This window comes from Pseudomonas sp. 273, assembly GCF_029201425.1.
GTDB classification, from domain to species: Bacteria; Pseudomonadota; Gammaproteobacteria; order Pseudomonadales; family Pseudomonadaceae; genus Pseudomonas; species Pseudomonas delhiensis.
This window is the reverse complement of the sequence record NZ_CP116775.1, coordinates 604809-619238: the sequence shown is the minus strand read 5'-3', so window position 1 is coordinate 619238 and position 14430 is coordinate 604809. Positions and strand designations below refer to the sequence as shown.

Genomic DNA, 14430 nt, shown 5'->3' with positions numbered 1-14430 from the left:
CTTGGAATCAGGCGGTGGCCGGCGCGGTACGCACGCGCAGCCGGCGGTCGAGGCCGACGATGCACAGCAGCGAGAGGCCGGCCAGCAGGGAATAGAACAGCGCCAGGGGCAGCCACTGGCCGTCGAAGCGGTGCGCCAGCCAGGTGCCGATCAGCGGGGTGAGCCCGCCGGCGATGGCGCCGCAGACCTGGTAGGCGATGGAGATCGCCGAATAGCGCACGCGGGTGTCGAACACCTCGCTGACGAACCCGGCGATCACCGAATAGAAGCTGGCCATGCACACCACGGCGGTCGCGATACCGAGGATGATCGCCAGCGCATGGCCCTGGCTGACCAGCAGGAACATCGGATAGGGCGAGGCCACCGCCAGCAGCGCGGCCAGCTTGAGGAAGCGCGCCGCGCCCATGACTTCGGCCAGCCGCGCGGCCAGCGGCTGCACGCAGAGCTGGATGACCGCCACGTAGAACAGGCAGTCGAGGATCAGCGCTCGGTCGATGGCGAGGTTCTGCGTGGTGTAGGAAATCATGAAGGTGTTGGTGAAGTAGACGCCGGCGATGCCGATGGTGTTGGCGCCGATGCACAGCAGCAGTGGCCGCCAGGCGTTGCGCAGCACTTCCAGTGCCGGCAGCTTGTGCTGCCGGGCCTGCTGCTTCACCCGGGCGAACTCGGGGGATTCGTTGACGCCCAGGCGAATCGCCAGGCCCACCAGCAGCAGCGCCGAGCTGGCCAGGAACGGCAGGCGCCAGCCCCAGTCGAGGAAGGCCGCGCCGTCCAGGCTGGTGACGGCCTTGAATGCCAGCAGCGAGAGGATCAGCCCGGCCGGGCTGCCCAGCTGGGCGAAGGAGGCGAAGAAGGTGCGCCGGCCGCTGGGCGCGTGCTCTCCGGCCATCAGCACCGCCCCGCCCCACTCGCCGCCCACGGCGATGCCCTGGACGATGCGCAGCGCCACCAGCAGCACCGGCGCCAGCAGGCCGACCTGCCCGTAGGTCGGCAGCAGGCCGATGCACACGGTGGCCACGCCCATCATCACCAGGGTGACCAGCAGCGCCTTCTTGCGCCCGATGCGGTCGCCCAGGTGGCCGAAGATCAGCCCGCCCAGCGGACGCGCGAAGAAGCCCACGGCGAAGGTGCCGAAGGCGGCCATGGTGCTGAGGAACTGGCTTTGCGAGGGGAAGAACAGGGTGCCGAACACCAGGGCGGCGGCGGTGGCGTAGATATAGAAGTCGTACCACTCGATCATGGTACCGATGAAGGCGGCCGTGGCGGCACGGACCGGCTGTGGCGCGGGTTGGGACATGTCAGGCTCCCGATCTTGTGGTTTGTTCTGGGCAGCGGCGGTAGGGCTTGGCGCTCTGCGGCGCCTGTGGACGTTATCGCCCCCGGCTGGATAATCAGTCAATTTTCTAATCATTATTCAAAGAATAATTGCTGCTTATAATCAGTGGATTGCCCCACGGAGCCTCGCGATGGAACTCGGCCGCCACCTCAACGACCGCCTGGACTGGAACCTGCTGCGCACCTGGCTGGTGATCGGCCAGGAACGCAGCATCAGCCGCGCCGCCGCGCGCCTGCACCTGACCCAGCCGGCGGTCAGCCAGGCCCTGCGCCGCCTGGAGGAACAACTCGGCGCCGCCCTGGTGCAGCGGCGCGGGCCGCGCTTCGAGGTCACGGCGCTGGGCGAGGAGATCCTGCGCATCGCCGGCGACGTCAACGGCAACGTCTCGCGCCTGGCCGCCGCCCTGGAGCAACCGGCCGACCAGGTGGTGGGCAAGGTCCGCCTGCTGAGCATCAGCCGGATCCAGTCGGACTTCTACGACGGCTTCCTCGCCGACTTCCACCGCGCCCACCCCGGCGTGGAACTGGACATCGAGGTGATGCGCAGCGCCGACGTGCTCAGCGCGCTGCAGCAGAAGACCGCCACCCTCGGCCTGGCCCTGTGCCGCCAGCCCTCGCCGCGCCTGGAGCAGCGCGCCTTCCTGCGCCAGCGCTACGTGTTCCTCTGCGGCCGCCACCATCCGTTCTTCGGGCGCCGCGACCTGCGCCTGGCCGACCTGCAGGGCGAGAACTACGTGACCTTCACCAGCGACCAGATCGGCGAGGTGCTCTCGCCGCTGACCATCTTCCGCGACCAGCAGGGCTTCACCGGCAAGCTGGTGGCCTCCTCGCCCAGCCTGGAGGAAGTCCGCCGCCTGGTGCACTGCGGTTTCGGCATCGGCTGCCTGCCCCGGCACATAGTCGCCGACGACCTGGCCCGGGGCCGCCTCTGGGCGCTGCCGCCGGAGGACGGCGTGGCCGACGTGGACATCCACCTGCTGTGGAACCGCGAGCAGAAACACACCCAGGCCGAGCGCTGCTTCCTCGGCGAACTGCTCAAGCGCATGGAACAGGTGCCGGTGGAACAGCGCCTCCTATCGTCCCCATAGCTGGAGCCGACGCCCGCGACTCCCTACAATCGCCCGACGCTTCGAGGAGACCGCACGATGCTGATGGTGATTTCCCCCGCCAAGACCCTGGACTACGAGACCCCGCCGGTCACCGACCGCCACACCCTGCCGCTGCACCTGGACGATGCCCAGGAGCTGATCGGCGTGCTGCGCGAGATGACCCCGGCGCAGATCGGCAGCCTGATGAGCCTGTCGGACAAGCTCGCCGGCCTGAACGCCGCGCGCTACGCCAGCTGGCACCCCGACTTCACCCCGGCCAACGCCAGGCAGGCGCTGCTGGCCTTCAAGGGCGACGTCTACACCGGCCTTGCCGCCGAGGACTTCGACGACGCCGACTTCGACTTCGCCCAGCGCCACCTGCGCATGCTGTCCGGCCTGTACGGCGTGCTGCGGCCGCTGGACCTGATGCAGCCCTACCGCCTGGAGATGGGCACCAGGCTGGCCAACGCCCGCGGCGCCAACCTCTACGAGTTCTGGGGCGAGCGCATCAGCGCCTGGCTCGGCCAGGACCTCGCCGAGCAGGGCGATGCCGTGCTGCTCAACCTGGCCTCCAACGAATACTTCGGCGCGGTGAAGCGCAAGGCGCTGGACGCCCGCATCATCGACACCGAGTTCAAGGACCTGAAGAACGGCCAGTACAAGATCATCAGCTTCTACGCCAAGAAGGCCCGCGGCCTGATGGCCCGCTACGTGATCAAGGAGCGCCTGACCGACCCCGAGAGCCTGAAGGACTTCGACTACGCCGGCTACCGCTTCGCCGCCGAGGCGTCCTCCGCCGACCGCCTGGTGTTCCTGCGCGACCAGCCCGACGCCTGATTCGCCCCCGAAAGTGGCGGCCAAACGGCCGCCACACCCTCCCCGCGCTACCGTCGATCCCCTTCCGGGCGCCCCGCGCCGTCGAATTACCCACACGGCGAAAATGGTCAAGGCTACCGTTCGTCGGTAACCGTGGGGACTTTGAAAAAATTTTTCTCGCCCCCACGCGCCATCACCGCCGTGAAAAAGCGCCAGTTTTGCCATCGCGGATGTAATCCATTGGCCATTAAAAGCATCCCGCCATTACATGCAATTCAAGATTGCAAGTTGCACGAAATACCTTGAAACACCCTCCCGGGCATCCTGAACGGTAGCTGAACGAAGTGTAAAACGACTGAATCACTGCGGAACTTTTCCCAGCCGTTGCATTTTGCAATCCTGCCGAAAACGACGTTCGCGTTACAAGCTGATATCAAAAGCGCGCTCTTTGATGGCCAATGGATATTTAATTCCGACGGCCTCACAGGATGGGTGGCAGGAACTATCGAGCGGCGTCGAACATCCTACTTCCGCAACGCCCAATCATGGGTTTGTTGCCCATAACAGGTTTTTCGAAAACGCATCGAGCGGCGCTCGACGGCCTCGTTCAACCTGAATAATTTCAATGGCTTATGAAATTAATGCAGAACTCCAAAGCAAACTTTAGTGCATCAGAAGAGTGCAATTAATTCTAACTTTGCAATCCTCCTGAAACATTAAAGTGCATGCCGCGGAACTCTGCCCGAATTGAGTGCAGAAAATTCGAGTCACTCACGGACTGCCTGAAGCGGCGCGCCTGAAAGGGGCGCCGCGACAAAAGGGAATTGGCCAGACGGCCAACTTTTAACAGCTCGACAAAGCAGAGGTGAATACGATGCGTATCAGCATCTTTGGTCTTGGCTACGTCGGTGCAGTATGCGCCGGTTGCCTGTCCGCCCGTGGTCACGAAGTGATCGGCGTGGACGTTTCCACCACCAAGATCGACCTGATCAACCGCGGCAAGTCGCCCATCGTCGAACCGGGGCTGGAGCCCCTGCTGGAACAGGGCATCCGCACCTCGCGGCTGTCGGGCACCACCGACTTCAAGCAGGCGGTGCTGGACAGCGACGTCTCCTTCATCTGCGTCGGCACCCCGAGCAAGAAGAACGGCGACCTGGACCTGGGCTACATCGAGAGCGTGTGCCGCGAGATCGGCTACGCCATCCGCGAGAAGGCCGGCCGCCACACCGTGGTGGTGCGCAGCACCGTGCTGCCGGGCACCGTGAAGAACGTGGTGATCCCGATCATCGAGGACTGCTCGGGCAAGCAGGCCGGCGTCGACTTCGGCGTCGGCACCAACCCGGAATTCCTCCGCGAGAGCACCGCGATCAAGGACTACGACTTCCCGCCCATGACCGTCATCGGCGAGCTGGACGCCCAGACCGGCGACCTGCTGGAGGAAATCTACCGCGAGCTGGACGCGCCGATCATCCGCAAGTCCATCGAGGTCGCGGAAATGATCAAGTACACCTGCAACGTCTGGCACGCGGCCAAGGTCACCTTCGCCAACGAGATCGGCAACATCGCCAAGGCCGTCGGCGTCGATGGCCGCGAGGTGATGGACGTGGTCTGCCAGGACCGCAAGCTGAACCTGTCGCGCTACTACATGAAGCCCGGCTTCGCCTTCGGCGGCTCCTGCCTGCCCAAGGACGTGCGCGCCCTCACCTACCGCGCCGGCCAGCTGGACGTCGAGCACCCGATGATCGGCTCGATCATGCGCAGCAACGCCTACCAGGTGCAGAAGGCCTTCGACATCATCACCGCCCACGGCAGCCGCAAGGTCGGCCTGCTCGGCCTGTCGTTCAAGTCCGGCACCGACGACCTGCGCGAGAGCCCGCTGGTGGAACTGGCCGAGATGCTCATCGGCAAGGGCTACGAGCTGCAGATCTTCGACCGCAACGTCGAGTACGCCCGCGTCCACGGCGCGAACAAGGAGTACATCGAGTCGAAGATCCCCACGTCTCCTCGCTGCTGGTCTCCGACCTCGACCAGGTGGTGAAGACCTCCGACGTGCTGGTGCTGGGCAACGGCGACGAGCTGTTCGTCGACGTGGTGAACAAGGCGCCCGAGGGCAAGAAGGTGGTCGACCTGATCGGCTTCATGGCCCACGGCTCCGACGAGCGCGCCGAAGGCATCTGCTGGTAAGCGCCACCGGCTCTTCGTAGGAGCGAGCTTGCTCGCGAACGCTGTTCCCCGGCGACAACCGGAGCCGGGGCGGTTCGCGAGCAAGCTCGCTCCTACGGGAGCCACCCGCCCCTTCGACGCACGCAACGACGGACCTCATCATGGACGCATACAAACGAGCCCTCGGCGAAGCCACCGGCTGGCTGGCCTTCCTCTGCCTGCTGATGGGCCTGGCGCTGGTCGTGCCGCCGACGGTGTTCGACCCCAATGCCCGCGACTTCCTGCTGATCATCGGCGCGGTGGGCATCTGGCGCTACTCCATGGGCGGCCTGCACTTCCTGCGCGGCATGCTCTTCCTGCACGTCGTCTACCCGCACTACAAGCGGCGCCTGCGCAAGCTCGGCAAGGCGGCGGGCCCGTCCCACGTCTACCTGATGGTCACCAGCTTCCGCATCGACGCCATGACCACCTCCATGGTCTACCGCTCGGTGATCCAGGAGGCCATCGCCTGCGGCTACCCGACCACCGTGGTCTGCTCCATCGTCGAGATGTCCGACCAGGTGCTGATCAAGCAGCAGTGGCACAAGCTCAACCCGCCGGCCCACGTGAAGCTGGACTTCGTGCGCATCCCCGGCACCGGCAAGCGCGACGGCCTGGCCCACGGCTTCCGCGCCATCTCCCGGCACATGCCCGACGAAGGCTCGGTGGTGGCGGTGATCGACGGCGACACCGTGCTCGAACCCGGCGTGGTCAAGGCCACGGTGCGCTGGTTCAAGCTGTTCCCCCGCGTCGGCGGCCTGACCACCAACGAATTCTGCGAGGTGCAGGGCGGCTACGTGATGAGCCAGTGGCACAAGCTGCGCTTCGCCCAGCGCCACATCAACATGTGCTCCATGGCCCTGTCCAAGCGCGTGCTGACCATGACCGGGCGCATGTCGGTGTTCCGCGCCGCGGTGGTCACCGACCCCGACTTCATCGCCGACGTCGAGGCCGACCACCTGGACCACTGGCGCCTGGGGCGCTTCCAGTTCCTCACCGGCGACGACAAGTCCAGCTGGTACAGCCTGATGCGCCTGGGCTACGACACCTTCTACGTGCCGGACGCGGCCATCAACACCGTCGAGCACCCGCCGGAGAAGAGCTTCGTCAAGGCCAGCCGCAAGCTGATGTTCCGCTGGTACGGCAACAACCTGCGGCAGAACTCCCGCGCCCTGGCCCTGGGCCCGCAGCGCCTGGGCTGGTTCACCACCGTGGTGCTGTTCGACCAGCGCCTGTCCATGTGGACCTGCCTGCTCGGCCTGGTGGCGGCGATCATCGCCAGCATCAAGTACAGCATCACCTTCCTGCTGGTGTACCTGCTGTGGATCGGCATCACCCGCCTGATCCTCACCCTGCTGCTGTCGCTGTCCGGCCACCCGATCGGCCCGGCCTACCCGCTGATCCTCTATTACAACCAGATCGTCGGCGCCCTGGTGAAGATCTACGTGTTCTTCCGCCTCGACCAGCAGTCCTGGACGCGCCAGAGCACCAAGCTCGAGCGCGGCCTGAACAGCTACCAGCGCTGGTTCAACACCTGGTCCTCGCGCGCCATGACCTTCTCTGCCGCCAGTGTGTTCGTCGCCGTACTCCTGACGATCGTATGACCCCTTGAGCAACCGGCCCGCGGCCGATCCGACCCGTTTCGAACATAGGACCGACTTCATGAATACCGCCGTCAACGTCAACGTCGTGCACGAATCCGAAGCCCAGCGCCAGCACGCGCGGGTCAAGCTGCCCGCGCGCATCCGCTACATCGGCGCCAACCGCGAGGGCGTCGACGCAAGGCTGCTGGACCTTTCCGCCGGCGGCTTCGCCTTCACCGCCAGCGGCGCGCCGATCCAGGTCGGCGACATCCACAAGGGCAAGCTGCTGTTCCAGATCGACAGCATCAGCTTCGCCCTGGAGGTGGAGTTCCAGGTGCGCTCCTTCGACCCGGACAGCCGCCGCACCGGCTGCGAGTTCCAGCACCTGAAGCCGCGCGAGGTCGCCGCCCTGCGCTACCTGATCACCGCGTACCTGGCCGGCGAGGTGGTCAGCGTCGGCGACATGCTCAACACCCTGCAGCGCGAGAACTTCACCAAGGCCCGCAAGCACGGCGGCGCCGGCGGCGGCATGGGCTTCTTCGGCCGCGTCCGCGCGGTGACCCTGAGCACCGCCATCTTCGTGGTCGGCGTCGGCGCCTTCGCCTTCATCCTCAACCAACTGTACAACCTGTACTTCGTCACCCATGCCGACTCCGGCGTGGTCAACATCCCCGCCCAGCAGATCACCATGCCCCGCGAGGGCACCGTGGACAGCCTGGTGCAGCTGGACGCCGAGGTGGCCAAGGGCGCGCCCATCGCCACCTTCTCCACCAGCCTGCTGGACCTGCTCAAGGGCAACCTGTCCGACGAGCAGCTCAACCCCGGCAACATCGAGAAGCTCTTCGGCCACCAGCTCAAGGGCACCCTCACCAGCCCCTGCGACTGCCGGGTGATCGAGCAGCGCGTCGCCAACGGCCAGTACGCCAACAAGGGCGACGTGATCTTCACCCTGGCCCCGCGCGAGGCCAGCGCCACCGTCGAGGCGCGCTTCGCCTACCGCAACGCCGCCGAGCTCTCGCCGGGCACCCTGGTGCACTTCCAGGTCGCCGGCGACAGCGAGGTGCGCAGCGGCCGCATCCTGCGCACCGCGCCGGTGGACGGCGACCTGTCTTCGGAAATCCGCGCGCAGATCCAGCCCGAGCAGCCGCTGGACAGCCAGCTCGCCGGGCGTCCGGCGGAAGTCAGCATCGGCGGCCTGCCCGGCCGCACCCTGCTGAACAAGGCCATGGCCATGGCCACCGCGCGCTGAGGACCCAAGCATGAACGCCATCGCCCACCATCCGCTGCGCGGCGCCGCCCTAGCCCTGGCCATCGGCCTGGCCGCCGGCTGCGCCGGCCTGCCGGACCAGCGCCTGGCCGACGAGGCCATGGCCCGCGGCGACATCGCCACCGCCCAGGCCAACTACCAGGCCCTGGCCACCCTCGGCTACACCGACGCGCAGATCGGCCTGGCCGACATGCAGGCCGCCAGCGGCGACAGCGCCGCCCAGGCCAAGGCCGAGAAGCTCTACCGCGACGCGGCCGAGACCTCGCCACGGGCCCGCGCGCGCCTGGGCAAGTGGCTGGCGGCCAAGCCCGGCGCCAGCGACGCCGAGCACCGCGAGGCCGAGCAACTCCTCAACCGCGCCTTCGACGAGGGCGAGGACAGCGCCCTGGTGCCGCTGATCGTGCTCTACCTGCAGTACCCACAGGCCTGGCCGGGGGTCAACCCGCAGCAACGCATCGACCAGTGGCGCGCCCAGGGCCTGCCCCAGGCGGACCTGGCGCAGATCATCCTGTACCGCACCCAGGGCACCTACAACCAGCACCTGGGCGAGATCGAGCAGGTCTGCCAGCGCTGGCTGACGCGCATGGACGTGTGCTGGATGGAGCTGGCCACGGTCTACCAGGTGCAGGGCGACGTGGACAAGCAGAAGGCCCACCTCGACCGCCTGCGCGCCGCGCACAAGGCCGGCCGGGTGCCGCCCGAGCGCGTGGAATCGGTGGCCCAGGTGCTGGCCGACGCCGACCTCGGCAAGCCCGACCCGCAGACCGCCCAGGCGCTGCTCAGCGAACTGGCGCCGAGCTATCCCGCGGCCTGGGTCGACCTCGCCAAGCTGCAGTACGACTACCCCGAGCTGGGTGACGTCGACCAGATGCTCGACTACCTGAAGAAGGGCCAGGACGCCGCCCAGCCACGCGCCGAACTGCTGCTGGGGCGCCTGTACTACGACGGCAAGTGGATGCCCCAGGACCCGCAGAAGGCCGAGCAGCACCTGCTCAAGGCCGCCGCCAGCGAACCCCAGGCGCACTACTACCTGGGGCAGATCTACCGCCGCGGCTTCCTCGGCAAGGTCTACCCGCAGAAGGCCGCCGACCACCTGCTGATCGCCGCCCGCGCCGGCCAGGCCAGCGCCGACATGGCCCTGGCGCAGCTCTGGTCCCAGGGCCGCGGCGTGCAGCCCAACCGCGTCAACGCCTACGTCTTCGGCACCCTGGCGCAGCGCCAGCAGATACCCCAGGCCGGCGACCTGATGAGCGAACTGCAACCCCAGCTGCAGCCGGCTGAACTGAGCCAGGCGCAGCAGCTGCTCAAGCGCGAGGAACAGGCCCGCGGCGCCAACTGGCAGGCCACCGTCAGCCTCATGCAGAACGAACAGGAACAAGAAAGCCTATGAAGCGCCCCGACCCGACCTCCGCCCCGCTGTTCCAACCGATCCGCCTGGCCCGCGCCATCCGCCGCGCCCGGCTGTTCCCGGCGATGCTCGGCGCCGGCATGAGCCTGGCCGGCACCCTGCTGGCCACCGGCGCCTGGGCCGACGACACGCCGCCGAAGAACTACGGCATCGACATCAAGATCACCGCCGAGTCCGAGGACGACCGCGACCTGGGCACCGCCCACGGCGGCGACCTCAACGGCATCGGCATCGACCTGCGGCCCTGGGCCTTCGGCCAGTGGGGGCAGTGGAGCGCCTACGTGATGGGCCAGGCGGTGGCCGCCACCGACACCATCCAGACCGACACCCTGCAGTCCGACGAGGTCGACGCCAGCGGCCGCGACAGCAGCGACAACAAGCGCGAACCGGACGACGCCTACCTCGCCCTGCGCGAGTTCTGGGTGGACTACGCCGGCCTCACCCAGTACCCCGGCGAGCACCTGCGCTTCGGCCGCCAGCGCCTGCGCGACGACAGCGGCATGTGGCAGGACACCAACATCGAGGCGCTGAACTGGACCTTCGACACCACCCTGCTGCGCGCCCACCTGGGCGCCGCCCAGCGCTTCTCCGAGTACCGCACCGACATCACCGACCTGGCGCCGGAAGACGAGGACCGCACCCACCTGTTCGGCGACATCTCCACGCAGTGGGCGCCGCACCACTGGGTGGGCCTGCGCCTGCACCACAGCGACGACAGCGGCAACCTGCCGGACCCGGGCGAGACCATCGACTCGCTGGACAAGCGCTCCACCGGCGACCTCACCTGGGTCGGCGTCGAGGCCAATGGCGACGGCTACAACTACCGCTCGCAGATGCCGCTGAACTACTGGGCCAGCGCCACCTGGCTGACCGGCAACCGCGACCGCCTGACCAGCGCCGCGGTGGACGGCGAGCGCGTGGCTACCGGCAAGCAGAGCGGCGACGTCAACGCCTACGGCATCGACCTGGGCCTGCGCTGGAACATCGACGAGCAATGGCGCGCCGGCGTCGGCTACGCCCGCGGCAGCGGCGGCGGCCACGACGGCGAGGACCAGTACGAGCAGACCGGCCTGCAGAGCAACCGCTCCAACTTCACCGGCACCCGCGCCCGCGTGCACCGCTTCGGCGAGGCCTTCCGCGGCGAGCTTTCCAACCTCCAGGACGCCACCCTGTTCGGCGCCTGGCAGCTGCGCGACGACTACGACGCCAGCGTCGTGTACCACAAGTTCTGGCGCGTGGACGGCGACTCGGACATCGGCAACAGCGGCATCAGCGCGCCGCTGGAGAACAACTCCAAGGACATCGGCCAGGAAGTCGACCTGGTGGTCACCAAGTACTTCAAGCAGGGCCTGCTGCCCGCCTCGATGAGCCAGTACATCGACGAGCCCTCGGCCCTGGTGCGCTTCCGCGGCGGCGTCTTCAAGCCCGGCGACGCCTACGGCAGCCACGTCGACTCGACGATGCACCACGCCTTCGTCGATTTCATCTGGCGCTTCTGAGGATCAGGGCGATGCGAGCTGGCAGTCACTGGTTCCCCGCATTCGCGGGGATGACGGAACAACCCTCCCGCGTGCGAACGGGCACGGGGAGCGCGGGGGTTCGTATCCCCCGCCCGGCGACCGTCACTCCCGCGCACGCGGAAGCCCAGCGCCTTCCGGCTCCACGCCCACAGGGAGAACCCACCATGAACCGCCCCCCGCTGCCCCTGGCAGCCCTGCTGCTCGGCGGCCTGCTGGTCGCCACGGGCCCCGCCTGGGCCTCCACCCCGGCGGCCAACGCCAAGGACCACGAGGCCAGCGAGCAACCCTCGCCGGCCAACCAGCCCGGCCACGTCCAGGGCCTGAAGGAAACCGGCAACTACACCGTGACCGCGCTGCCCGAGGGCCCGCTGCACCTGGAGCCGCCGAAGCTGCCGGACCTTTCCGGCTACACCGCCGCGGCGGTGGAGCAGAAGATCGTGCGCAAGCCCGGCGGCAAGGCCGTGGTGCAGCGCATGGTGCAGCAGCAACCGCTGAAGGAATTCACCGGCGGCCAGAACCGCCTGGCCGAGTGGGTCAAGCGCCAGCGGCAGATGCCCCAGGCCATCTTCATCGAGGGCGGCTACGTCAACCTCGCGCAGCTCGCCGGCAAGCTCGGCAAGGCGCTGGAACAGGTCGAGCCCGGCGTGTTCGTCGCCCGCCTGCCGATCGTGGTCAGCCAGGGCGCGACCCTGGAGATCGACGGCAAGGTCAAGGAACTGCGCCTGTCCCAGGACCGCGGCGCCTTCCTGGTCAACGACGGCAAGCTGTTCGTGCGCAACACCAAGGTCACCGCCTGGAACGAGGCCAGGGGCGAGCCGGCCTGGTTCAAGAGCCCCAACGAGTTCCGCCCCTTCCTGATCTCCTGGGGCGGCGCCGAGGCGTACCTGGTCGACAGCACCTTCCAAAGCTTCGGCTACAACGCCTCCAAGGCCTACGGCATCTCCATCTCGCAGTACAGCCCGGGCATGGACAAGACCATGAAGCGCCCGCGGCCCAAGGGCTGGGTGATCGGCTCCACCTTCGTCGACAACTGGTACGGCTTCTACTGCTACGAGGCCGACGACCTGGTGGTGCGCGGCAACACCTACCGCGACAACGTCATCTACGGCATCGACCCGCACGACCGCTCGCACCGCCTGATCATCGCCGAGAACACCGTGCACGGGACGAAGAAGAAGCACGGCATCATCGTCTCCCGCGAGGTCAACGACAGCTGGATCTTCCACAACAAGACCTACGACAACCACCTCTCCGGCATCGTCCTGGACCGTAACTCCGAACGTAACCTGGTGGCCTACAACGAGGTGTACCGCAACCACTCCGACGGCATCACCCTGTACGAGAGCGGCGACAACCTCATCTACGCCAACCAGGTGCTGGGCAACCGCCGCCACGGCATCCGCATCCGCAACAGCGTGAACATCCGCCTGTACGAGAACCTCGCCGCCGGCAACCAGCTGCTGGGCGTGTACGGGCACATCAAGGACCTGTCCAACACCGACCGCAACATCGACCTCGACCCCTTCGACACCAAGGTGTCGCTCATCGTGGTCGGCGGCAAGCTGGTCGGCAACGGCTCCGGCCCGCTGTCGGTGGACTCGCCGCTGTCCCTGGAACTGTACAAGGTGGCCATGCTCGGCCCGACCAAATCCTCCGGCATCAGCTTCAACGGCGTGCTCGGCGAGAAGCAGGACCAGATCCTCGACCTGCTCGTGCGCCAGCAGCGCGCCGTGCTGATCGACCCCGTGGAAAGCCAGGCCGAACTGCAGAATTGAGGACCCGTACCATGACCATCCGCCCCCATCATCTGCTGCGCCTGTCGAGCCTCGCCGCCGGCCTGCTGCTGGCCCACGGTGCTCTCGCCGCCGACGCCGGCGCGCCGACCTACAGCGCCCTGCCGGCCGCCGGCCTGTGCCCGGCCGCGGCCGACGACAAGGCCTACAACACCAAGTACCTGGGCTTCTTCACCCACCTGGTGCCGGCCCAGGAAGACTGGCTGTTCCGCACCACCTACGACCTGCGTACCGACTTCGGCACCACGCCCGAGGGCTGGCGCGAGCTCAAGGCGCTGAACGAGGCGCTCAAGCGCCGCGGCGTCGAGCTGATGGTGGTCTACCAGCCCACCCGCGGCCTCATCAACCGCGAGAAGCTCAGCCCCGAAGAGAAGGCCGGCTTCAACTACGAGCTGGCGAAGAAGAACTACCTGGCGACCATCGCCAGGTTCCGCGAGGCCGGCATCTACACCCCGGACTTCTCGCCGCTGTTCGACGAGAAGGAAGCGCACCCCTACTACTTCAAGGGCGACCACCACTGGACGCCCTACGGCGCCATGCGCAGCGCGAAGATCGCCGCCGAAACCCTGAAAGAGATGCCCGCCTATGCGGACATCCCGAAGAAGGAATTCGAGAGCAAGCGCGTGGGCCTGCTGTCCAAGCTCGGCACCTTCCACAAGGCCGCCGCCCAGCTGTGCGGCAGCAGCTACGCGCCGCAGTACGTCGACCGCTTCGAGACCGAGCCGGTGGGCGACAGCGGCGGCGGCGACCTGTTCGGCGACGGCGGCGACCCGCAGGTGGCGGTGGTCGGCACCTCCAACAGCGGCCCGGCGTACAACTTCGTCGGCTTCCTGGAGCAGTACGGCAAGGTCGACATCCTCAACAACGCGGTCTCCGGCGGCGGCTTCGACAGCTCGCTGCTGGCCTACCTGACCAGCAAGGAATTCCACGACAAGCCGCCGAAGATCCTGGTCTGGGAATTCGCCACCCACTACGACATGGCGCAGAAGAGCTTCTACCGCCAGGCCATGCCCCTGGTGGCCAACGGCTGCGCCGAGCAGAAGGCCGTGCTCAGCCGCAAGGTCAAGCTGCACGCCGGGCGCAACGAGGTGCTGCTCAACAGTGGCGCGCTGCCGATCCGCAGCGGCAGCTACACCGCCGACGTCACCTACAGCGACCCGGGCATCCACGAACTGAAGAACACCGTCTGGTACATGAACGGCCGCCGCGAGCAGCTGAAGATCGAGCAGTCCAAGGCCGTGGACACCGGCGGTCGCTACGTCTTCGAGCTGCGCAACGACGAGGACTGGCCGGACCAGCAGTTCCTCTCCCTGGAAATCGAGGCGCCCGACGACATGCCGGCCGGCCTCGAGGTCGAGGCGAAGCTGTGCCAGACGCCGCAGATCAAGGCCACCGACAGCCGCGTGGCCGGGAGGTAG

The 14430-nt window shown here is 67.4% G+C and carries 9 protein-coding genes and 1 pseudogene; 9 read left to right on the top strand and 1 reads right to left on the bottom strand.

What is annotated here, in order from left to right; all coding sequences use genetic code 11:
• Positions 1–7 precede the first annotated feature (7 nt).
• A complete protein-coding gene (locus tag PKO50_RS02880; RefSeq protein WP_109932258.1) occupies positions 8–1297 on the bottom strand; it encodes an MFS transporter in 1290 nt (429 codons plus the stop codon).
• Between the two features lie 169 nt (positions 1298–1466).
• Between PKO50_RS02880 and PKO50_RS02875 the strand changes: the two genes are divergently transcribed.
• From PKO50_RS02875 to PKO50_RS02835, 9 genes and pseudogenes are all read left to right on the top strand, one after another.
• Positions 1467–2423, top strand: coding sequence for a LysR family transcriptional regulator (locus tag PKO50_RS02875; RefSeq protein WP_109932260.1), 957 nt, complete (start codon positions 1467–1469; stop codon positions 2421–2423).
• Between the two features lie 57 nt (positions 2424–2480).
• On the top strand, positions 2481–3260 hold the full coding sequence (gene yaaA / locus PKO50_RS02870) for a peroxide stress protein YaaA (RefSeq protein ID WP_109932262.1): 780 nt from the start codon (positions 2481–2483) through the stop codon (positions 3258–3260).
• Positions 3261–4113: 853 nt separating this feature from the next.
• Positions 4114–5423 (top strand): annotated as a pseudogene (gene algD, locus PKO50_RS02865) (GDP-mannose 6-dehydrogenase).
• Between the two features lie 137 nt (positions 5424–5560).
• The gene (alg8, locus tag PKO50_RS02860; protein ID WP_275630419.1) at positions 5561–7045 is read left to right on the top strand and encodes a mannuronan synthase; all 1485 of its coding nucleotides are present in this window, start codon (positions 5561–5563) and stop codon (positions 7043–7045) included.
• Positions 7046–7103: 58 nt separating this feature from the next.
• On the top strand, positions 7104–8273 hold the full coding sequence (locus PKO50_RS02855) for an alginate biosynthesis protein Alg44 (protein ID WP_109932265.1): 1170 nt from the start codon (positions 7104–7106) through the stop codon (positions 8271–8273).
• Between the two features lie 10 nt (positions 8274–8283).
• Entirely contained in the window at positions 8284–9681 is a 1398-nt protein-coding gene (gene algK, locus PKO50_RS02850; RefSeq protein ID WP_275628754.1) for an alginate biosynthesis TPR repeat lipoprotein AlgK, read from the top strand.
• 98 nt (positions 9682–9779) lie between these two features.
• On the top strand, positions 9780–11198 hold the full coding sequence (locus PKO50_RS02845; RefSeq protein ID WP_275630418.1) for an alginate export family protein: 1419 nt from the start codon (positions 9780–9782) through the stop codon (positions 11196–11198).
• 185 nt (positions 11199–11383) lie between these two features.
• Complete coding sequence (gene algG / locus PKO50_RS02840) at positions 11384–12994, top strand: mannuronan 5-epimerase AlgG (protein ID WP_275628753.1); 1611 nt, start codon at positions 11384–11386, stop codon at positions 12992–12994.
• Positions 12995–13005: 11 nt separating this feature from the next.
• Complete coding sequence (locus tag PKO50_RS02835; protein WP_275628752.1) at positions 13006–14430, top strand: alginate O-acetyltransferase; 1425 nt, start codon at positions 13006–13008, stop codon at positions 14428–14430.